Source organism: Flavobacterium cucumis, assembly GCF_900148835.1.
GTDB classification, from domain to species: domain Bacteria; phylum Bacteroidota; class Bacteroidia; order Flavobacteriales; family Flavobacteriaceae; genus Flavobacterium; species Flavobacterium cucumis.
Window position 1 is genome coordinate 1,030,911 of sequence record NZ_FRYK01000001.1, and the last position, 19,309, is coordinate 1,050,219.

22 protein-coding genes and 1 tRNA gene are annotated in these 19,309 nt (G+C 33.0%); 15 read left to right on the top strand and 8 right to left on the bottom strand.

From position 1 onward, the window contains the following. The first annotated feature begins 31 nt into the window (after positions 1 to 31). Positions 32 to 538, top strand: coding sequence for a hypothetical protein (locus BUE95_RS04805; RefSeq protein ID WP_073581929.1), 507 nt, complete (start codon positions 32 to 34; stop codon positions 536 to 538). Between the two features lie 19 nt (positions 539 to 557). Here BUE95_RS04805 and BUE95_RS04810 read toward each other — a convergent pair whose 3' ends face one another. Beyond that, positions 558 to 1,763, bottom strand: coding sequence for an ABC transporter permease (locus tag BUE95_RS04810; protein ID WP_073581931.1), 1,206 nt, complete (start codon positions 1,761 to 1,763; stop codon positions 558 to 560). A gap of 1 nt (position 1,764) precedes the next feature. Further along, a complete protein-coding gene (rbfA, locus tag BUE95_RS04815; protein ID WP_073581933.1) occupies positions 1,765 to 2,157 on the bottom strand; it encodes a 30S ribosome-binding factor RbfA in 393 nt (130 codons plus the stop codon). Between the two features lie 115 nt (positions 2,158 to 2,272). On the opposite strand from rbfA, the gene mce reads away from it, so the two are divergent. Both mce and BUE95_RS04825 read left to right on the top strand, forming a co-directional pair. Further along, positions 2,273 to 2,674, top strand: a complete 402-nt coding sequence (mce, locus tag BUE95_RS04820; RefSeq protein WP_073582452.1) for a methylmalonyl-CoA epimerase — start codon at positions 2,273 to 2,275, stop codon at positions 2,672 to 2,674. 57 nt (positions 2,675 to 2,731) lie between these two features. Continuing rightward, positions 2,732 to 2,805: transfer RNA gene (locus BUE95_RS04825), tRNA-Ile, on the top strand. 396 nt (positions 2,806 to 3,201) lie between these two features. On the opposite strand, the gene BUE95_RS04835 is transcribed toward BUE95_RS04825, so the two are convergent. Beyond that, the gene (locus BUE95_RS04835) at positions 3,202 to 3,792 is read right to left on the bottom strand and encodes a riboflavin synthase (RefSeq protein WP_073582454.1); all 591 of its coding nucleotides are present in this window, start codon (positions 3,790 to 3,792) and stop codon (positions 3,202 to 3,204) included. Between the two features lie 58 nt (positions 3,793 to 3,850). On the opposite strand from BUE95_RS04835, the gene pdxA reads away from it, so the two are divergent. From pdxA to accC, 6 genes are all read left to right on the top strand, one after another. Beyond that, complete coding sequence (pdxA, locus tag BUE95_RS04840) at positions 3,851 to 4,900, top strand: 4-hydroxythreonine-4-phosphate dehydrogenase PdxA (RefSeq protein ID WP_073581937.1); 1,050 nt, start codon at positions 3,851 to 3,853, stop codon at positions 4,898 to 4,900. Between the two features lie 81 nt (positions 4,901 to 4,981). Beyond that, positions 4,982 to 5,521 carry a YceD family protein gene (locus BUE95_RS04845; RefSeq protein ID WP_073581939.1) on the top strand — a complete coding sequence of 180 codons (540 nt, stop codon included), beginning with the start codon at positions 4,982 to 4,984 and terminating at the stop codon, positions 5,519 to 5,521. A 9-nt stretch (positions 5,522 to 5,530) separates the two neighbouring features. Beyond that, the gene (gene rpmF / locus BUE95_RS04850) at positions 5,531 to 5,725 is read left to right on the top strand and encodes a 50S ribosomal protein L32 (RefSeq protein ID WP_008255033.1); all 195 of its coding nucleotides are present in this window, start codon (positions 5,531 to 5,533) and stop codon (positions 5,723 to 5,725) included. Positions 5,726 to 5,888: 163 nt separating this feature from the next. Then, a complete protein-coding gene (locus tag BUE95_RS04855) occupies positions 5,889 to 6,887 on the top strand; it encodes a beta-ketoacyl-ACP synthase III (RefSeq protein ID WP_073581941.1) in 999 nt (332 codons plus the stop codon). A 29-nt stretch (positions 6,888 to 6,916) separates the two neighbouring features. Beyond that, positions 6,917 to 7,405 (top strand): acetyl-CoA carboxylase biotin carboxyl carrier protein, encoded by a 489-nt coding sequence (gene accB, locus BUE95_RS04860; protein ID WP_073582456.1) that lies wholly within the window; start codon positions 6,917 to 6,919, stop codon positions 7,403 to 7,405. 93 nt (positions 7,406 to 7,498) lie between these two features. Further along, positions 7,499 to 8,848, top strand: coding sequence for an acetyl-CoA carboxylase biotin carboxylase subunit (gene accC / locus BUE95_RS04865; RefSeq protein ID WP_073581943.1), 1,350 nt, complete (start codon positions 7,499 to 7,501; stop codon positions 8,846 to 8,848). Positions 8,849 to 8,904: 56 nt separating this feature from the next. Here the strand turns inward: accC and BUE95_RS04870 are convergent, their stop codons facing one another. The 3 genes from BUE95_RS04870 to BUE95_RS04880 all read right to left on the bottom strand — a co-directional run bounded on the left by BUE95_RS04870 (position 8,905) and on the right by BUE95_RS04880 (position 11,945). Then, positions 8,905 to 9,375, bottom strand: coding sequence for a hypothetical protein (locus tag BUE95_RS04870; protein ID WP_073581945.1), 471 nt, complete (start codon positions 9,373 to 9,375; stop codon positions 8,905 to 8,907). 51 nt (positions 9,376 to 9,426) lie between these two features. Then, positions 9,427 to 9,942 (bottom strand): hypothetical protein, encoded by a 516-nt coding sequence (locus BUE95_RS04875; protein ID WP_084530224.1) that lies wholly within the window; start codon positions 9,940 to 9,942, stop codon positions 9,427 to 9,429. A gap of 101 nt (positions 9,943 to 10,043) precedes the next feature. Next, positions 10,044 to 11,945 carry a S9 family peptidase gene (locus BUE95_RS04880; RefSeq protein ID WP_073581949.1) on the bottom strand — a complete coding sequence of 634 codons (1,902 nt, stop codon included), beginning with the start codon at positions 11,943 to 11,945 and terminating at the stop codon, positions 10,044 to 10,046. A gap of 85 nt (positions 11,946 to 12,030) precedes the next feature. On the opposite strand from BUE95_RS04880, the gene BUE95_RS04885 reads away from it, so the two are divergent. Together BUE95_RS04885 and BUE95_RS04890 are read left to right on the top strand one after the other, a co-directional pair. Beyond that, complete coding sequence (locus BUE95_RS04885; RefSeq protein ID WP_073582458.1) at positions 12,031 to 13,293, top strand: dicarboxylate/amino acid:cation symporter; 1,263 nt, start codon at positions 12,031 to 12,033, stop codon at positions 13,291 to 13,293. A 1-nt stretch (position 13,294) separates the two neighbouring features. Further along, the gene (locus BUE95_RS04890) at positions 13,295 to 13,978 is read left to right on the top strand and encodes a DedA family protein (RefSeq protein WP_073581951.1); all 684 of its coding nucleotides are present in this window, start codon (positions 13,295 to 13,297) and stop codon (positions 13,976 to 13,978) included. On the opposite strand, the gene BUE95_RS04895 is transcribed toward BUE95_RS04890, so the two are convergent. Continuing rightward, positions 13,979 to 15,307, bottom strand: coding sequence for a TlpA family protein disulfide reductase (locus BUE95_RS04895; RefSeq protein ID WP_159433496.1), 1,329 nt, complete (start codon positions 15,305 to 15,307; stop codon positions 13,979 to 13,981). It abuts the gene before it with no gap. 221 nt (positions 15,308 to 15,528) lie between these two features. Here BUE95_RS04895 and BUE95_RS04900 point away from each other — a divergent pair, with 221 nt between their 5' ends. From BUE95_RS04900 to BUE95_RS04915, 4 genes are all read left to right on the top strand, one after another. After that, a complete protein-coding gene (locus BUE95_RS04900; protein ID WP_073581955.1) occupies positions 15,529 to 16,641 on the top strand; it encodes an NAD(P)/FAD-dependent oxidoreductase in 1,113 nt (370 codons plus the stop codon). Between the two features lie 50 nt (positions 16,642 to 16,691). Continuing rightward, positions 16,692 to 17,432 carry a monofunctional biosynthetic peptidoglycan transglycosylase gene (mtgA, locus tag BUE95_RS04905; RefSeq protein WP_073581957.1) on the top strand — a complete coding sequence of 247 codons (741 nt, stop codon included), beginning with the start codon at positions 16,692 to 16,694 and terminating at the stop codon, positions 17,430 to 17,432. 109 nt (positions 17,433 to 17,541) lie between these two features. Next, positions 17,542 to 18,342: a TIGR00266 family protein gene (locus tag BUE95_RS04910; protein WP_073581959.1), complete on the top strand. Its 801-nt coding sequence runs from the start codon at positions 17,542 to 17,544 to the stop codon at positions 18,340 to 18,342. Between the two features lie 78 nt (positions 18,343 to 18,420). Continuing rightward, on the top strand, positions 18,421 to 18,867 hold the full coding sequence (locus BUE95_RS04915; protein ID WP_073581961.1) for a hypothetical protein: 447 nt from the start codon (positions 18,421 to 18,423) through the stop codon (positions 18,865 to 18,867). Here the strand turns inward: BUE95_RS04915 and BUE95_RS04920 are convergent. Continuing rightward, positions 18,860 to 19,309: a hypothetical protein gene (locus tag BUE95_RS04920; RefSeq protein WP_073581963.1), complete on the bottom strand. Its 450-nt coding sequence runs from the start codon at positions 19,307 to 19,309 to the stop codon at positions 18,860 to 18,862. The genes BUE95_RS04915 and BUE95_RS04920 overlap by 8 nt on opposite strands.

Below are 19,309 nucleotides of genomic sequence, written 5' to 3' on the forward strand. Positions count from 1 at the left end.
TTATATTTGAAACTATTAAAGTGAATGTTATATGAAAAAGAAAATTATATTAGTTAGTGTGTTTGCTTGTTTTGTTTTTATTTCTTGTAAGAAAGAAGAAGTTAAAGATTTAAAAGATGTAGAAACTAAAGCAACCTCTTTCTCAGGGGAAGATTGGTTGAAGCAAAGAGTTGGTAATCAAGTTCAGATGCAGCCAGTTCAGCAATCTACTCAGTCGGGGCAATCTATCAGCGCAGTTCCGCAAAAAACTCCAGCAGGTATTAATCCGCCGCATGGCCAGCCTAATCATCGTTGCGATATTCCTGTAGGAGCACCTTTAAATTCAACTCCAACCCCAAAAGTTCAAAGTAATCCTCAGCCAGTGACCAAGCCTGTTCAAGTTTCTCAACCTGCACAATTGACATCGCAACCTACGCAACAAAAAGCAACATCAGTTACTAATGCAACTGTTGTTACCGCTCCAGGTATGAATCCACCACATGGGCAGGAAGGTCATCGATGTGACATTGCTGTAGGAGCGCCACTGCCAAAATCTTAAATTTAAATAATTTTAAGGTTTAAGTCTGGTTGAGTAGGTTTTTTGTAACGGTACCAGAGGCAATCCATGAAGACATAATTCCAAGGATTATAATTGTTGCAACAACGGTTAGTATGTTGTTCCATTCGAATAAAACAGGATAGGGCATAGTGGTTGTAATCATGATTATTGAGAACTCCTGTTGAATAACAACAATAAATATTGCTAAAGCCAGTCCTATAGTTAATCCGGAGAGCGTGATAATGATTCCTTGTAAGAAGAAAATATTTCGGATAGCGTTTTTATTTACACCAATATTGTTTAATGTTTTTAGATTGTCTTTTTTATCGATTATTATCATTACAATAGCTCCAGCTAAACAAAATAGTGTTAATATGACAACTAACGTACTAAAAAGATAAATAAATAGATTTTCGGATTGCAACATTTTATAGAGCGAATCGTTTAGTTGGGCTCTATTTTTTATTTTAATATTGTTTCCAAATATAGTTTTTAAATCATTCCTAACTTCTTTTTCGTTGAAGTTAGGGGTGGTTTTAATTTCTAAATTAGTGTATTGATTTGTTTTTAATCCTAGTAAATTTTGAGCCATTAGGATATCGCAAAATACATACTTACCATCATATGCTTCATTGATTGTGTATATGCCTACAGGAAACAAAGCAGCTTTATTAAATGCTTCATTTGGGTTTTGAATGTCTCCCCTGCCTGGTTTTGGTGCATAAACTTCCAATGCGTTTGTATAATCAAAAAGGCCTAAAGCTAGTTTTCTGCTGATTTCGGAACCTACAACTACATTAGGTGAGTTGGATTCAAACCAGTTTCCTGCATACAAGTGTTTTTTGAAATCATTTACTTTTGTGTATTTTTTATCTACTCCTTTAATGTGGGCAACAATTTCTTTGTTGTTGTATAAAAAATAAACACGTTCCTCAACTATTTTACTGTAATGTAAAATGTTTTTATTGGATCGTAGAAGTTCTTCTTGTTTTGGTGAAATGGTAAAGAATTTGCCTGTTACAGTTTCTAATCTAAGATCTGGATCTGTGGTGTTTGCGAAATTTAAAGTAAACTCTTTTAGTCCGCTGAAAACAGAAAGAAAAACAAAAAGAGCCATGGTACTAGCTATAATCCCCATGGAAGCTATACCGGTAATGATATTTATAGCTTTGTTCTTACTAAAGCTAATAGTGTATCTTTTGGCTATGTAAAAAGGAATATTCAAATTATGATTTCTTTCTCTTTTCTAGTAAATCAGGATTTTCTATTGGATTTTCATCTCCTGTTAAAGCTTTGTCTATTTTTTCGATATAGTCCAAACTATCGTCAATATAGAAAATTAAGTTAGGAACTTTTCGCAATTGATTTTTTACTCGTTGAGCTAAATCATGTTTGATAAGTGGTGCGTTACTTTTGATAGCCGCTAGTATTTCTCCCGCTTTATCTGTTGGAAATATACTCAGATGTACTTTTGCAATTGATAAATCAGTAGTGACATTTACTTTTGATACAGAAATAACAAGATTGTTAATGTTGTTTTTGCGAATCTCACCTTGTAAAATCGACACTAAATCGTTCTGTAAAAGCGCTCCTATTTTTTTTTGTCTATTCGTTTCCATATTGCAAAAATACGTTTTTTTTTGTAGTTAAGTTAATTTGTTATTTTTCCTTTTTTTGGTGAGCATTTTTATTAAAACGCTTAAATTTGTTTTTGTGTTAAACAATATTAAAGTTATGAGAAAAATTGAGCATATCGGAATAGCGGTTAAAAGTTTAGAGGATTCAAATAAACTTTTTGAAAAAATATTTGGACAGCCAGCTTATAAACAGGAGGAAGTAGAGAGCGAAGGGGTAAAGACTTCTTTTTTTATGAATGGCCCTAATAAAATTGAGCTTCTTGAGGCTACTAATTTAGATAGTCCTATAGCTAAATTTCTAGAAAGAAGAGGCGAAGGAATCCATCATATTGCTTTTGACGTAAATGATATTGAAGAGGAAGTGGTTAGACTTAAAAAGGAAGGTTTTACTATGCTGAATGAAACGCCAAAGAAAGGAGCTGATAATAAATGGGTTGTGTTTCTTCACCCGAAAGAAACAAATGGTGTTTTGATTGAACTTTGTCAGGAAATCAAATAAAATTTAAAAAAGATTTGTTTGTGATAAAAATTAATGTTAATATTGCACACCCAATTCGGTCCTATAGCTCAGTTGGTTAGAGCACCTGACTCATAATCAGGTGGTCCCTGGTTCGAGCCCAGGTGGGACCACTTTATTCTAGGAATTATTTCGACATTTTGTCAATATATAACAATACAAAAGCAAATTAAATTAAGTATACGAGTTTGAGTTTTCTTTTTTAAGTGCTTGTCTTTAAGTGTTAACTTATTATTAAGTTTTTGTTTTGTTGTTGAAAAATAAAACACAAACGATACTTTTGCCCCATGGAAATTGTTTTTAGAAAAAACGCAACTATTTTAGTTGTTTTACTTAGTACTCAATGTGTTTTCCCTGCTAGGGTTCCACCACCACCACCTACTCCTGGTCCCGTTGGGTTATCTGTTGATGGAGGCATTTTCTTTTTGTTGTTCTTTGCAATTTTGTCAGGATTTTATTTAACTAAAAGATATATATCTAATAAAAAAAGCTCTTTATAAGAGCTTTTTTTATTTTCTTAATTCGTTTAGTCGACTCACGTATTTCCCAATAACATCAAATTCTAAATTAACGATTGACCCTTTTTTGAAAGTGTTAAAGTTGTTGTGTTCAAAAGTGTATGGAATAATGGCTACACTAAAAACATTTAAACCTGAATTTACTACGGTAAGACTTGTTCCATCCACAGTTATTGAGCCCTTTTCAATTGTTATGTTATTCAATGAAGCATCATATTCAAAAGTAAAAACCCAGCTTCCATTGGCTTCTTTAATATTGGTGCAGGTTCCAATTTGATCTACATGCCCTTGAACAATGTGTCCGTCTAGTCTGTCTCCGAGTTTCATGGCGCGCTCTAAATTTACTATATCTCCAACTTTCCAAGTCTCGATAGAAGTTTTGTCCCTGGTTTCTTTAATGGCGGTTACAGTGTAATTTTTGTTTTCAATTTTCACTACTGTCAAACAAATTCCGTTATGTGCTACACTTTGGTCAATTTTTAGTTCGTGTGTGATTTCAGACTCAATAGTGACATGAAGGTTTTCTTGATCTTTTTCAATTTCTTTTATTATTCCGAGGGTTTCTATAATTCCGGTAAACATAACTGATTTAATTTTACTAAATTTGCACATCAAAAGTAAGCAATAAATCACATTTCTCATGGTTAAAAAAGCAGAAAATATAATTGTAGGAATTTCAATTGGAGATTTAAATGGTATTGGAAGCGAGGTAATTTTAAAAACATTTGAAGATAATCGAATGTTGGAATTGTGTACGCCAGTAATTTTTGCGAATGCTAAGATTGTTTCTTTTCTAAGAAGGGAATTGAATTTAGAGATTGCTATTCATGGGATTGATAAATTAGAGCAATTGGTGATTGGAAAAATCAATGTTCTTAATGTGTGGCGAGAAGGGGTGAACTTAGAATTTGGAAAAAACGATGATGTTGTTGGGGATTATGCTATAAAGTCTTTTGTAGCAGCAACAAAAGCATTGAAAGAAGGTTTTGTGGATGTTTTAGTAACAGCTCCTATTAATAAGTATAATATTCAATCAGAGGAGTTTAAATTTCCGGGTCATACCGATTATTTAGATAAAGAGTTAGAGGGAGATGCTTTAATGTTAATGGTTCATGATGATTTACGTGTAGGTTTATTAACTGATCATGTTCCGGTGAATGAAGTGTCGAAACATTTGAATGAAAAATTAATTTCCAGTAAAATTAAAACGATTATTCAAACACTAAAACAAGATTTTGAAATCGAGAAGCCAAAAGTTGCTGTTCTGGGGTTGAATCCGCATTCGGGTGATAATGGTGTAATTGGTCAAGAGGAAGAAAAAATTATTAAACCTGCTTTGAAAAAATTATTTGAAGCTGGGAATATGGTTTTCGGGCCTTTTTCGGCTGATGGTTTTTTTGGTTCAGCACAATATGAGAAATATGATGCGGTAATTGCAATGTATCACGATCAGGGGTTGATTCCTTTTAAAACATTGTCTTTTGGGAATGGTGTGAATTATACCGCAGGATTAAATAAAATTAGAACATCTCCTGACCATGGCACTGCTTATGAAATTGCAGGAAAGGGATTAGCTAATCACGAGTCGTTTAAAGAAGCTGTTTATTTAGCAATTGATGTTTTTAATAAAAGAAATGACTATCAAGAGCTTATTAAAAACCCTTTGAAAACAAAAGAAAAGCAGTTATAAACAAAAAAATGTTTACAACTAGTTTGAATTTATAAATATTTTATATCTTTGCACACCTTTTAAAAAGGTAAAACTGTTGTTATGAACAATTTAAAAGAATATTTAATTCCATTCGTGGGGTTAAAAATAGGGAAGCATCAGTTTGATTATCAAATAGATAATACGTTCTTTAAGAGCTTTGATTACGACGAGTTTAATGCCGTTTCGGTTAAAGTAGATATTGTTTTAGAGAAAAAGAGCACCATGCTTGAACTCGATTTTAAACACAAAGGAACTGTAAATGTGCCTTGTGATGTTTCGGGTGAGGAATTTGATTTGCCAATAAAGGGTAAATTGAAACTTTTAGTTAAGTTTGGAGATGCCTATAATGATGAAAATGAGGAGTTGCTCGTTTTACCTCATGGCGAATTTCAAGTAAATGTAGCACAATATATTTATGAGTCCATAATATTGTCAGTTCCATTACGAAGGATTCATCCAGGTGTTAAAGATGGTACGCTGACTGATATAATTGAAAAATTAGAATCGCTTTCTCCAAAAGAAAATAAAAAAGAAGAACAACAAAATAATGATATTGACCCTAGATGGGAGAATTTAAAAAAACTATTAACGGATAAATAAAATAGAACAATGGCACATCCTAAGAGAAGACAGTCGTCTACAAGAAGAGATAAGAGAAGAACACATTACAAAGCGACAGTTGCTCAAATCGCAACATGTCCAATTACTGGTGAAGCACACTTATACCACAGAGCTTACTGGCATGAAGGTAAAATGTACTATAGAGGTCAGGTTGTAATTGATAAAAACGAAGCAGTAGCTTAATTGCATTAAGAAAAATAGAGAAAACTCTCACGTTGTGAGAGTTTTTTTGTTAAGTACCCATTCGTTTTAAATTAATAAAAGCGAATAGGATTCGTTTGAAATTTTTTTTGTAATTTCCACCACTTTTTGAGCCTTAAAATTCAGAAGGAAAAATTAATCGAAAATGAGTAAAATAACAGCAGCAATTACGGCAGTTGGTTCTTATGTTCCCGACTTTGTTTTGTCGAATCAAGTATTGGAAACATTAGTAGATACGAATGACGAATGGATTACCACTCGTACCGGAATTAAAGAAAGAAGATTGTTAAAAGAAGAAGGGCAAGGAACTTCTTTCATGGCGATTAAAGCCGCTCAAAACTTGCTAGAAAAAGCCAATCTAGATCCTAAAGATATTGATTTAGTGATTATGGCAACGGCAACACCAGATATGCCAGTAGCTTCAACAGGAGTTTATGTCGCTACACAAATAGGAGCAACAAATGCCTTTGCATTTGATTTACAGGCTGCTTGTTCGAGTTTTCTTTACGGAATGTCAACCGCATCAGCTTATATTGCATCTGGGAAATATAAAAAAGTTTTATTGATTGGTGCTGATAAAATGTCATCAATTATTGATTACACAGACAGAGCTACTTGTATTATCTTTGGAGATGGAGCAGGAGCTGTATTGTTTGAACCAAACACAGAAGGATTAGGTCTTCAGGATGAAATCTTGAAAAGTGATGGAATCGGAAGAGAATTTTTAAAAATAGAAGCAGGTGGTTCTATTTTACCTCCTTCAGAAGAAACCGTTAAAAACAAACAGCATTTTGTTTTTCAAGACGGAAAAACCGTTTTTAAATATGCTGTTTCTGGGATGGCCGATGTAAGTGAAAAAATCATGCAGCGAAACAATTTAGCTCATGATGATATCAATTGGTTAGTCGCGCATCAGGCAAACAGAAGAATTATCGATGCAACTGCAAACCGTATGGAATTAGACGAATCTAAGGTTCTAATCAATATTCAAAAATACGGAAATACTACATCAGCTACCTTACCGTTATTATTATCTGATTTCGAAAACCAATTGAAAAAAGGAGATAATATCATTTTTGCCGCTTTTGGTGGTGGATTCACATGGGGTGCTATTTATTTAAAATGGGCTTACACAAAAAAATAACAAAACTAAACTTAACTAAATCAAATATTATGGATATTAGAGAGATTCAAAACCTAATCAAATTTGTAGCTAAATCAGGTGCTACAGAAGTTAAATTAGAAATGGACGATTTTAAAATCACCATAAAAACAACTAATGAAGGAGCTGAGGGGACTACAACTTATGTGCAACAAATGCCGATGCATGCGGCACCACAAATGGTGGCTCCTCAATCAGTAGCTGCACCTTTGGTTTCAGATGCTCCTGTTGCTACTCCCTCAGTTGATGATAATTCGAAATATATTACTGTAAAATCTCCAATTATTGGTACTTTCTATAGAAAACCCGCTCCAGACAAGCCAATGTTTGTTGAGGTAGGTTCGACTATTGGAAAAGGGGATGTTTTATGTGTGATTGAAGCAATGAAATTATTCAATGAAATCGAGTCTGAAGTTTCTGGTAAAATTGTAAAAGTTTTAGTAGACGATTCGTCTCCAGTTGAATTTGATCAACCATTATTTTTAGTTGATCCGTCTTAAAAAAGTTAGAAATTAGAGGTTAGGAGTCGAAAAATCATTTCACTTCATAATTGTCTAATTGACACATTGTCTAATTGTCTAATTATAAAGTACATGTTTAAAAAAATATTAATTGCCAATAGAGGTGAAATTGCACTACGTGTAATTAGAACTTGTAGAGAAATGGGCATCAAGACGGTTGCTGTATATTCAACTGTAGATGCGGAAAGTTTACACGTAAAATTTGCTGATGAAGCAGTATGTATTGGACCTGCACCAAGTAAAGATTCTTACTTAAAAATGTCAAATATCATAGCGGCTGCAGAAATTACAAATGCGGATGCTATTCACCCAGGATATGGATTCTTATCTGAGAATGCGAAATTTTCAAAAATTTGTCAGGAGCATGGTATCAAATTTATTGGTGCTTCTCCGGAGATGATTGAAAAAATGGGAGATAAAGCTACTGCAAAATCAACAATGATTGAAGCAGGAGTGCCATGTGTTCCAGGATCAGAAGGGATTCTAGAAGACTTTGAGCAAGCTAAAAAAGTAGCTAAAGAAATTGGATACCCTGTAATGATGAAAGCTACTGCTGGTGGTGGTGGTAAAGGAATGCGTGCTATTTGGAAAGAAGAAGAATTGGAAAAGGCTTGGGAAAGTGCACGTCAAGAGGCAGCTGCGGCTTTCGGGAATGACGGCATGTACATGGAAAAATTGATTGAGGAGCCACGTCATATCGAAATTCAAGTTGTTGGAGATTCTTATGGAAAAGCATGTCACCTATCTGAAAGAGATTGTTCGGTACAGCGTCGTCACCAAAAATTAACTGAAGAAACGCCATCTCCTTTCATGACAGATGAATTGCGTGAAAAAATGGGGACTGCGGCTGTTAAAGCAGCAGAATATATCAAATATGAAGGTGCAGGAACGGTTGAATTCTTGGTTGATAAACACCGAAATTTCTACTTTATGGAGATGAATACCCGTATCCAAGTTGAGCATCCAATTACAGAGCAAGTTATTGATTACGATTTAATTCGTGAGCAAATTTTAGTTGCAGCGGGTGTACCAATTTCTGGTAAAAACTATTATCCACAATTACACTCAATTGAATGTCGTATTAATGCTGAAGATCCTTATAATGATTTCCGTCCTTCGCCAGGTAAAATTACGGTTTTACATGCACCAGGAGGTCATGGAGTGCGTTTGGATACTCACGTTTATGCTGGATATTCAATTCCGCCTAATTATGACTCTATGATTGCTAAGTTGATTACAACTGCTCAAACTAGAGAAGAGGCAATCAACAAAATGAAACGTGCTTTAGATGAGTTCGTAATTGAAGGAATCAAAACCACTATTCCATTCCACAGGCAATTAATGGATGAACCTGATTATGTGGCTGGAAATTACACTACAAAATTCATGGAATCTTTCGTAATGAAAGAACCTCAAGAATAATAAAGCAAAAAGCGGTTTCAATTGAAATCGCTTTTTTTTATCTATTTGTTAATACTTTATACTTGTGATTGGAGGTTACTCTTGTTTTTTTCTTCAATAATTAATTTATTAAAAAATAAGAATAACCAAAAGTGAATAAAATTAAATCCAAACATAAAATTATCATCAACTTCAAATGAGTTTAGATAGAATATAATGTTATAAGGTAATGCTGCAAATCTCACTGATAAATCACCATCGTCAATTATAAAGAAAGAAATATCTGGTCCAAGTAAAAATTTATATGAAAACCCTAAAACAACAAATGTAAAAGTCTGAATTAAATTTGTTAATGCCAGAAAAAACAAAGATGGTATTATTATTCGATTAAGATAAACTAACGAAATCGCTATAATATTTAATAAGCTAAAAGAGAAGAAAAATAAGGTGTTAAATTTAAAATCAAATTCTAAAAATACACTTATAATACTGGGAATTAAACAGATTAAATTAACAATTATATAATAGATTATTATGTATTTTTTCATTTTCGATTTTCATTTTTTTTATTGAATTATCTCCAATTTGAATTCAAATTCTTATCCTAAACTTTTAATTAATTCCTCAATTTCTATTTTCTGATTTTCATACTTCAATCGCAACGGATTGGCTTCTTTTTCAGAACGGTTGTAATAAATCATCGCTTTTTCTGCAAAAAACTTTTGATGGTGTACTGATGTTTTTGGAATTAAAGGAAATTCTTTGTGAAACAACATTTCGTAATACGCTTGCCATTCGCGTTCATTTTTGTCTTGCATGGCTACTTCAGGTGCTTTTTGTTTTACGTGCATCATTTCATGTGCCAATAAATTCAACATCAAAACTAGGGGAAATTGAAAGGTATTTTCAGGAATTCTAATAATTTGTGGGCCACCTATGTTTCCTTCAGCCGTCATTAAAATATAATCAGGTTTTGCCGCTTCTCTAAATTCAAAACCTGCAAAATTTGGATGTTCTAATTCATATACTTTTAAAAGCCATAATGCCGCTTCTTTCGTTAAGCCATGCTTATGAAAGGTTTTCACAGTGAGTTCTATGTCTTCGAATGGCATCATTTTCAAGGTCAAAAATTAAATTCAAGAGTAAGTTTAATTTTGTCAAGCTACTTGTTTCAGTTGCTATTTTATTTTTTGAACTTGCTCTTGAACTTGCTTTTTTACAACGTTTCTTTCAACCAACCAAAAAATTCGCTTTGCCAAACTAAGGCATTTTGAGGTTTTAATACCCAATGATTTTCATCTGGGAACAATAAGAATTTACTTTTAATTCCTTTTAATTGTGCTGCTTGAAAAGCTTCTTGTCCTTGTCCTATTGGTACACGGTAATCTTTTTCGCCTTGGATAATTAAAATTGGTGTATTCCAGTTGTTGATTGACTTAATTGGATTGAATTCGTTGTACGTTTTTTGAGCTTTTGCATTATCTTTTTCCCAATATGCACCACCTGAATCCCAATTTGTAAAGAAAACTTCTTCCGTTGTTCCATACATACTCTCTGTGTTGAAAATACCACAATGCGAAATGAATGTCTTAAAACGGTTTTTGTGGATACCTGCCAATTGAAATACAGAATATCCTCCATAGCTAGCTCCAACAGCGCCTAATCGCTCTTTGTCGATGTAGGATTCTTCTGCTACATCATCGATAGCGGCTAAGTAATCATCCATAACTTGCCCACCCCAATCGCCTGAAATTTGTTCGTTCCAAGCCGTTCCGTGTCCTGGCATTCCTCTACGATTTGGCGCTACAATTACATAACCTTGTGAAGCCATCAATTGGAAATTCCAACGAAAAGAATACGATTGAGTCAATGCACTTTGTGGACCACCTTGGCAATATAAAAGTGCTGGATATTTTTTAGTGTTATCGAAATTTGGAGGCAAAATTACCCAAACTAACATCTTTTTGCCATCAGTAGTCGTTACCCAACGTTTTTCTGTTCTACAAGAAGCGATTTTAGCGTAAGCTTCATCATTTACTTTGGTAATTTGTTTCCAATTTTTCTTCGCTAAATCATACGAATATATCTCTGGAGCATGGTTCATATCGTTTCTAGTTACTAAAACTGAAGTTCCTGAGAAACCAATAATTGCATTTACATCAAAATCACCATCCGTTAATTGCGTTACACGAACCGCAATTTTTGTTAAACCAGGAAAATTAACTTCAAAAAGTTGTTTTGTTCCTTTCATTGGCGCAATAAAAAACACTTTTTTTCCATCAGTGCTCCAGGTGAAACTATCCACAGTTCCGTCCCAACCCGCAGTTAAATTGATGTCTAATCCTTTATGGCGAACCATAATATCGTTTTTATCTGCCTCATAACCATCGCGTTTCATTTGTAACCAAGACAAATCGCCATTTGGAGAAAAAGTAGGATGTGTGTCGTAACCTAAATTGCTTTCAGTAAGGTTTTTTGTGGTTTTTGTAGTTAAATCGTACTCGTATAAATCAGTATTTGTACTTGTGGCATAAGCGGTTCCCACTTTCTTTTTACAAACGTAGATGATTTTGGTTCCATCAGGCGACCAAATGTAATCTTCATCACCACCAAAAGGTTTTTGAGGTGCATCATAAGGTTCGTTTGGCATAATGTCAATTCCAACCGCATCTTTTTTATTTTCTGAATAAAAAACATGGTTGTGTGTTCCGTCATTCCAAGTATCCCAATGACGGTAATCTAAGCTTGTGTAAACTTGGGCTGTTGTTTTAGATAATTCCGGGTAAAGGTCTTTTCCTAATAATTTCTCCACCTTAACTTCTTTTGAAAACAAAAGCAATTTTCCGTCAGGAGAAATATTTTTATCGGCTAATAATGATTTGTAATCTTCCACCAAAGTAGCATTTCCACCTTGAACGGGGATTGTATAATATTTTGAATTGATTCTATTTTCTTCAATAGAAGGTGTTCCTACTTTGTAAATCAATAATTTTCCATCTTTTGAAATTCCTAAAGGCGTTACTCTTCCTAATTGCCATAAAGTTTCTGGGGTTAGGTTTTCTTGTGCTAATGTGCTCATACTTATCATGCTGAAAATGAGAAAAATGTATTTTTTCATAGCTGTTATTTTTAAAACGAAGCTAAATGTAGCAATTTTTTCAAAAAATATCCCTATTTTCACAATCTTAAAAGTAAACTTTATAATGAAAAAATTAGCATTACATTGGCAAATCTTACTTGGAATGGCATTCGGAGTTTTATTTGCTTTTATATTAATACAATTTACATGGGGAAAAGAACTAATTGTAGACTGGGTTAAACCTTTTGGAACTATTTTCATTAATTTATTAAAGTTAATTGCTGTTCCTTTAATTTTAGCTTCTTTGATTAAGGGAATTTCTGATTTAAAAGATATTTCGAAGTTGTCTAAAATGGGGGGTAGAACCATCGGATTGTACGTGATGACTACAATTTTAGCGGTTTCAATTGGTTTAGTAATTGTTAACCTTATTAAACCTGGAAGTTATATTTCTGAAAAGACCAGAACGGAATTGGTTTCAAGTTATACAGCTGACGCTAATTCTAAAATTGAAGCCGCAGCCAAGCAAAGTGAAGTTGGGCCATTACAATCTCTGATTGATATCGTTCCAGACAATATTATTAAAGCTTCATCCGATAATGGAAATATGCTACAAGTGATTTTCTTTGCAGTTATTTTTGGAATTGCCATGATTTTAATTCCTGAAGAAAAATCGAAACCCGTTAAAGATTTCTTTGACAGTTTTAATGAGGTCATTTTGAAAATGATTGATCTTATTATGTTGTTTTCTCCTTTTGGAGTATTTGCTCTTTTAGCTGCTATTGTTGCTGAATCACCAAGTTTAGATTTATTCAAAGCCTTGGGAATGTATGGGTTAACAGTTTTAATTGGCTTGTTTTTAGTGATTTGTGTTTATCTTATTTTGGTAAAAGTATTCACTAAAAAAAGTCCAACATTTTTCTTCAACGGAATTTCTCCAGCTCAATTATTGGCTTTTTCAACGAGTTCAAGCGCGGCTACGTTGCCTGTAACTATGGAAAGAACGGTTGATAATCTTGGTGTTGATGACGAGGTGGCAAGTTTTGTTTTGCCAATAGGTGCTACAATCAACATGGATGGAACTAGTTTATATCAAGCCGTTGCAGCTGTTTTTATTGCGCAATCGTTTGGTATGGATTTGTCTTTAGCTACTCAATTAGGAATTATTGTTACGGCAACTTTAGCTTCCATTGGAAGTGCTGCTGTTCCGGGAGCTGGAATGGTAATGTTGGTAATTGTACTAGCGCAAGCTGGAATTCCAGAAGCAGGATTAGCTTTGATTTTTGCTATTGACCGACCTTTAGATATGTGTAGAACTACTGTGAATGTTACTGGGGATGCAGCGGTTTCCATGATTGTAGCAAAATCTGTAAATAAACTAGCTTAGTATGAACGATTTTCACTGGACCAAATTATTTAATCCCGAATTCTATATCACAATGGAAGTCGGAGGTATTCCTATAGGGATTTATATGGTTTTATTTATCGTTTTTGCTGAGACAGGTTTATTTGCTGGATTTTTTCTCCCAGGTGATAGCTTGTTGTTTTTATCTGGAATCTACAGTCGCGAATTAGTGGAAACGTTTTTCATGATTCCAAGTGATTTGTCAAATGTTACTATTCTTGCTTTGTTAATTGCTTCAGCAGCAACTTTAGGAAATATTTTCGGGTATTGGTTTGGTGCCAAAAGCGGTCAGTTTTTATACAATAAAGAAGATAGTTTCTTTTTCAAGAAGAAATATTTATACGAATCTCAAGCTTTCTTCGAAAAACACGGAGGTAAAGCCATTATTTTTGCCCGTTTTCTTCCCATTGTGAGGACCTTTGTACCTATTATTGCAGGCATTGTTCATATGGAAAAAGGGAAGTTTATGTTTTATAATGTTTTGAGTTCTCTTTTGTGGTCGTTTACCTTAGTTTTTGCGGGACATTATTTGTATGGTTTTTTTAATGAAGAATTTGGCATCGATCTAAAGAAACATATCGAAACCATTATCTTAATTTTAATCGCCGTAACTTCATTTCCTTTAATAATGAAAGCGATTAAGTCGAGAAAAAAGAATACGAATTAATTATTTACTTTGTAACAAGTCATTCAATTCTAGCTTGATTTTTTCAGAATCGGGAGAAGGTGCTTTTGGATTTGAAATTTCACCATTCGAATTTATTAACACATATCTTGGAATAAAATCAACGGCTAATTTTTTCAGGTATTCCGAAGTTTTTGGATTAATTATCAAATAGCTGTTTTTGGAAAGTTTTTCAAATTGATTTGTTTTTTTCCAAGCTTCAAAGTTAGCATCTGTAGATAAGTACAAGAACACAATTTCTTTTTCTTTGAATTCTTCGTGTAATTTTCTCGAACTTGGAAACGCTGCTCTACAAGGTGCACACCAACTCGCCCAAAAATCAATATAAATTATTCTACCTTTATTAGCTTCAATAATTGCAGATAATGTAGTTGCTTTTTTGTTTTCGTCATACAAAACAACTTCAGAAGTGTTTTGTTTTAAAGTTTCAATGTTAACTAAAAAGGCGTTTTCAAAACCTTCAATTAATTTTTTATCATTTGAATGTTTTTTAAAAATTGTAATATAAGTTGATAGCTTTTGTGAATCTGTTTTTGCAATTCGATTCAAATAAACGTACAACAAATATTCTTTAGCTTTAGTAGAAAACAAGTCCGATTTTTCAACTTGAAGGAAACTATTTTCGTTGTCTTCATATTGAACGCTTACATCTTTTGTTTTGGTTTTATTATTAGCAGTTTTTAGTTCAAAATCTTTAATTTCTTTTTCGTATTTCTTTATTTTAAACTCGTTTTTTACATATAATTCTAAGAAATAGCGATACGATTTTAACCAAATTAATTCTTCGTTTTTAAGATTGTTTATATAATCAGAAAAATTTGTTTTTGTATCCGTATTTAACGTGTAAAAAGTGATGTAATTTAACTGCGAATCATACGTTTCTTTCGAAATTTTATCTGAATTTAAAAGTTCATCTAGTGTTGCTTTAGAGCTTTGAATAAAGTTTGCTAATTCCACTTTATATTCTTTTTCTTCTTTTGAATTTCGACTTCTTTTGTTGGTTTGAAAAAAGACAAAATTATCAATCGGAAAACTTAAATTTAGTTGATGTTCTAAATTCAAATCAAATGATTTTACTTCTCTGTTTTGAATTTTGAAATTTGGAAATCCTTTTTCGTAATCAATTTCAACCACATCATTTGCATGCAAAATCACTCTTGAACTTTTATTCAATTCTTTCCAATTGTGGATTAAAAAAACTTTATCCGATTCAATATTTAATTGTATTGTGTCGTTTTTTTCTTTATTATTCGGTGAAAGATAAGTTTCTTTATACGAATTGTATTCTGAGTAATTAATCAGTGAATTCATTCTTTTAAATCCTGAAGTTTCTTCAAAATGGTAATTACTTTTTTTGAAAATTAGAGTTATGTTTTTTGAGGAATTTTGGGCAAAACTAAGTAATGTAAAAAACAACGTTGTAAAAAGTAAATAAATTCTCATTTTTTAGATTTTTATATCATAACGCAAATAACGAGATTTAGTGTGTAACTAAAAACAAATTCTTACATTTACTTTTTAAATTTAGAACAATGCAACTCAGTTATTGGGAAATAAAAAATTGGTTTTCAAACGTTGATTTCACTATCGTAGGTAGTGGAATTGTAGGGTTGCACACTGCATTAGCTTTGCGAGAAAGATTTCCAATTGCTAAAATTTTAATTCTCGAAAAAGGAGTTTTGCCTCAAGGTGCGAGTACCAAAAATGCTGGTTTTGCTTGCTTTGGAAGCATTTCCGAAATCATAGATGATTTAAAAACACATACAGAAGAAGAGGTAATCCAACTGATTCAAAAACGATATGCAGGTTTGCAATTACTTCGAAAAAACCTTGGCGATTCCGCTATCGATTTAAGACCTTATGGCGGTTATGAATTATTTCTAAAAGAAGATGAATCGTTTTATAACGAATGCATTCAGAAGATTCCGTTCATTAACGACATTATCAAGCCACTTTTTAAAACCGATGTTTTTTCAAAAGAAGTAGATAGATTTAATTTTAGCGGTATTTTTGAAAATTTGATTTTCAATCCATTCGAAGCACAAATTGATACCGGAGATATGATGCAAGCTTTGCTAAAAAAAGCTCATCAAAATGATATTCTGATTTTAAACTCTCAAATGGTAACAGGTTTTCAAGAACTAAACGATGGTGTTGAGGTTGAAACCAACGGAATTACATTCAAAACCAATAAATTATTGTTCACTACAAATGGTTTTGCATCGCAATTGACTAATAATCAAGTAAAACCGGCACGTGCTCAAGTGTTAATTACAAAACCAATTCCGAATTTAGATATTAAAGGCACTTTTCATTTAGACAAAGGCTATTTTTATTTCAGAAATTTCAATGATAGAATTCTTTTTGGTGGTGGAAGAAACTTAGATTTTGAAGGCGAAACCACCACTTCACATGAGACCACAGAATTAATTCAAAATCGTTTGGAAGCGTTATTAAAAACAGTAATTTTGCCACATCAAACGTTCGAAGTTGAACACCGATGGAGCGGTACTATGGGTGTGGGTGCACATAAAAAACCTATAGTGGAGCAACTTTCAAACAACGTTTATTGCGGAGTTCGCATGGGCGGAATGGGAGTTGCTATCGGCAGTTTAATCGGACAAGAACTAGCAGAATTAATTTAGTTTCTTTTAAGTTTTAACCTGAAATCTGAAACAAAAGCAAAGCTTTATATATGGCAAAAAAAACTACCTCAAGTAAAAAGACTTCAACAAAAAAACCAACAAAAAAAAGAACTACAGGTCAAAAGATTTTTCGTTTCTTCTGGCTGCTTTTTTTATGGTTTAATATCATTAGTTTTTCGGTGGTGTTGCTTTTTAAATTTATTCCTGTTCCGTTTACACCTTTAATGGGTATTCGTGCTTTGGAACATAATACAGCTGGAAAGGAAATGGTATGCAGTCACGAGTGGGTGCCAATAGACGAAATTTCATTAAATCTTCAAAAAGCGGTTATTGCTAGTGAAGATGGACGTTTTCTGGAACATTGGGGTTTTGATTTTGAAGCTATGCAAAAAGCTTATAAAAATAATTCGAAAGGAAAAAGATTAAAAGGTGGTAGTACTATTTCTCAACAGACGGCAAAAAACGTTTTCCTATGGCAAGGAAGAAGTTATTTGCGTAAAGGATTAGAAGCGTATTACACGGTTTTAATTGAGTTGATTTGGGGTAAAAAGCGCATCATGGAAGTTTATTTAAACAGTATCGAGATGGGAGATGGTGTTTATGGAGTCGAAGCTGCTGCGAAGTATTGGTATAGAAAAGATGCTGCTAGCTTAACGCGTTATGAAGCGGCAGGAATTGCTGCTATTCTGCCCAATCCAAGAAAATATAAAGCTTCCAATTCTTCCTCTTATATTAATAGAAGAAAAGCAAAGATCAGTAGGGAAATTGGGTATGTAAAATTAGATTACTAGTATCCTATTTAAACTATTCGGTCCAAAACTGAAAAGTATTATTGGTTTGTGTTTTTACTCGTAACATTTTATTGGTCCCTCCGACTAATTTAAAAAAAATTAACAAAATATGAAAGCACACGAAATTGATTATCAGATTTATGGTGAGGAAATGCAATATGTTGAAATTGAATTAGATCCTCAAGAAGTAGTTGTTGCCGAAGCAGGAAGTTTTATGATGATGGAAAATGGCATCAAAATGGAAACTATTTTTGGAGACGGAAGCCAAGACCAACAGCAAGGCCTTTTTGGAAAATTATTATCAGCTGGTAAGCGTGTCTTAACAGGAGAAAGTTTATTCATGACAGCTTATCAAAACCAAGATTTTGGAAAACGAAAAGTATCTTTCGCTTCTCCTTATCCAGGAAAAATTGTTCCGATTGATTTGCAACAATTAGGCGGAAAATTCATTTGTCAAAAAGATTCGTTTTTATGCGCTGCAAAAGGTGTTTCAGTTGGAATTGAATTTACTAAAAAAATTGGAACCGGTTTATTTGGAGGTGAAGGTTTCATCATGCAAAAAGTAGAAGGTGATGGAATGGCTTTTGTACATTCAGGGGGAACGTTAGCTAAAAAGGAATTGCAATCTGGTGAATTACTTCGTGTTGATACCGGATGTTTAGTAGGTTTTACTAAAGACGTAGATTACGATATCGAGTTTGTAGGTGGAATTAAAAACACCATTTTCGGAGGAGAAGGTGTTTTCTTTGCAACGCTTCGCGGACCCGGAACTGTTTTTATTCAGTCATTACCCTTTAGTAGATTAGCAGGAAGAATTTATGCCAGTGCGCCTCAGAATGGAGGAAGTAGAGAAGAAGGAAGTTTGCTCGGTGGCTTAGGAAGAATGCTGGATGGAGACAATCGTTTTTAATTTAACTTTATTTTATATATTGATTATCAGATGTTTAGAATAATAATTGTAATTTTATTATTTTAAACATAGATAATCATGAAAGAAAACATTGTACTAAAGAATGGGATTCTAATTTTTTTAGGAATCGGATTGTTTTTCCTCTTAATGGATTTTTTTGGATTGGCAAGTAAAAATTATTTACGCTCTTTGAATGCCTTTATTGTTTTGTATGGGATTTATAAAACGATAAAGCATAATTATATAAATGGGAAAGTAGATTATTTAGAAAACCTATTTTCAGGATTTCTAACAGGCGTGTTGGGAGTTTTTCTAGGAATTCTTGGATTAATTGTCTTTATCCACATAAAGGGCGGTGAATCTTACTTGAACACTTTATCGGATACTTTCTTTTTTGTGGGTAAAATAAACATCATTCAATATTGTGGGGTTTTGTTTTTTGAAGGAGTAGCATCAAGTTTAATAGGTGCATTTGTGTTGATGCAATTTTACGGAAGTATTGAAGTTATAAGGCAGACTAAATAGGCCTTAGCGTATTGCTATATGTAACAACGAATTGAAATTTTCCTTTTTTCACTTTTTTCATTACATATACGTACTTATACTTACTTGTGTTTTTTGTAGGAATTAAAATTTCTTTCTTCGAGTTATTGTCTTTAATTACGATATCTCGTTCGTTGTCAAAACTAAAATAAGAAGCTATTCTGTTATTTAAATTTGTTATAGGATATTCGGAATAAATTGTTTTTCCGTTTTGTAAAACAGTAATTTTTTCCCCTTTATAAGTTTGCGTTAAAAATAGTATGGTTCTATTTTTGTTTTTTGCATTTACTTCAGTGTGTATTTTTTCGATTTCAGTTTTAGAGGCACTTCTAAAATCATCACGATACACATTTTTCACAGTTGAAGTACAACTCGTTAGTCCTATTAAAACAAGGCTAATGGATATAAAAACAATTTTTCTCAT

Coding starts and splice junctions, on each gene's coding strand:
- BUE95_RS04805 (WP_073581929.1), top strand. CDS start 32: ATGAAAAAGAAAATTATATTAGTTAGTGTGTTTGCTTGTTTTGTTTTT.
- rbfA (WP_073581933.1), bottom strand. CDS start 2,157: ATGGAAACGAATAGACAAAAAAAAATAGGAGCGCTTTTACAGAACGAT.
- mce (WP_073582452.1), top strand. CDS start 2,273: ATGAGAAAAATTGAGCATATCGGAATAGCGGTTAAAAGTTTAGAGGAT.
- BUE95_RS04835 (WP_073582454.1), bottom strand. CDS start 3,792: ATGTTTACCGGAATTATAGAAACCCTCGGAATAATAAAAGAAATTGAA.
- pdxA (WP_073581937.1), top strand. CDS start 3,851: ATGGTTAAAAAAGCAGAAAATATAATTGTAGGAATTTCAATTGGAGAT.
- BUE95_RS04845 (WP_073581939.1), top strand. CDS start 4,982: ATGAACAATTTAAAAGAATATTTAATTCCATTCGTGGGGTTAAAAATA.
- rpmF (WP_008255033.1), top strand. CDS start 5,531: ATGGCACATCCTAAGAGAAGACAGTCGTCTACAAGAAGAGATAAGAGA.
- BUE95_RS04855 (WP_073581941.1), top strand. CDS start 5,889: ATGAGTAAAATAACAGCAGCAATTACGGCAGTTGGTTCTTATGTTCCC.
- accB (WP_073582456.1), top strand. CDS start 6,917: ATGGATATTAGAGAGATTCAAAACCTAATCAAATTTGTAGCTAAATCA.
- accC (WP_073581943.1), top strand. CDS start 7,499: ATGTTTAAAAAAATATTAATTGCCAATAGAGGTGAAATTGCACTACGT.
- BUE95_RS04870 (WP_073581945.1), bottom strand. CDS start 9,375: ATGAAAAAATACATAATAATCTATTATATAATTGTTAATTTAATCTGT.
- BUE95_RS04875 (WP_084530224.1), bottom strand. CDS start 9,942: ATGATGCCATTCGAAGACATAGAACTCACTGTGAAAACCTTTCATAAG.
- BUE95_RS04880 (WP_073581949.1), bottom strand. CDS start 11,945: ATGAAAAAATACATTTTTCTCATTTTCAGCATGATAAGTATGAGCACA.
- BUE95_RS04885 (WP_073582458.1), top strand. CDS start 12,031: ATGAAAAAATTAGCATTACATTGGCAAATCTTACTTGGAATGGCATTC.
- BUE95_RS04890 (WP_073581951.1), top strand. CDS start 13,295: ATGAACGATTTTCACTGGACCAAATTATTTAATCCCGAATTCTATATC.
- BUE95_RS04895 (WP_159433496.1), bottom strand. CDS start 15,307: ATGAATTCACTGATTAATTACTCAGAATACAATTCGTATAAAGAAACT.
- BUE95_RS04900 (WP_073581955.1), top strand. CDS start 15,529: ATGCAACTCAGTTATTGGGAAATAAAAAATTGGTTTTCAAACGTTGAT.
- mtgA (WP_073581957.1), top strand. CDS start 16,692: ATGGCAAAAAAAACTACCTCAAGTAAAAAGACTTCAACAAAAAAACCA.
- BUE95_RS04910 (WP_073581959.1), top strand. CDS start 17,542: ATGAAAGCACACGAAATTGATTATCAGATTTATGGTGAGGAAATGCAA.
- BUE95_RS04915 (WP_073581961.1), top strand. CDS start 18,421: ATGAAAGAAAACATTGTACTAAAGAATGGGATTCTAATTTTTTTAGGA.
- BUE95_RS04920 (WP_073581963.1), bottom strand. CDS start 19,309: ATGAGAAAAATTGTTTTTATATCCATTAGCCTTGTTTTAATAGGACTA.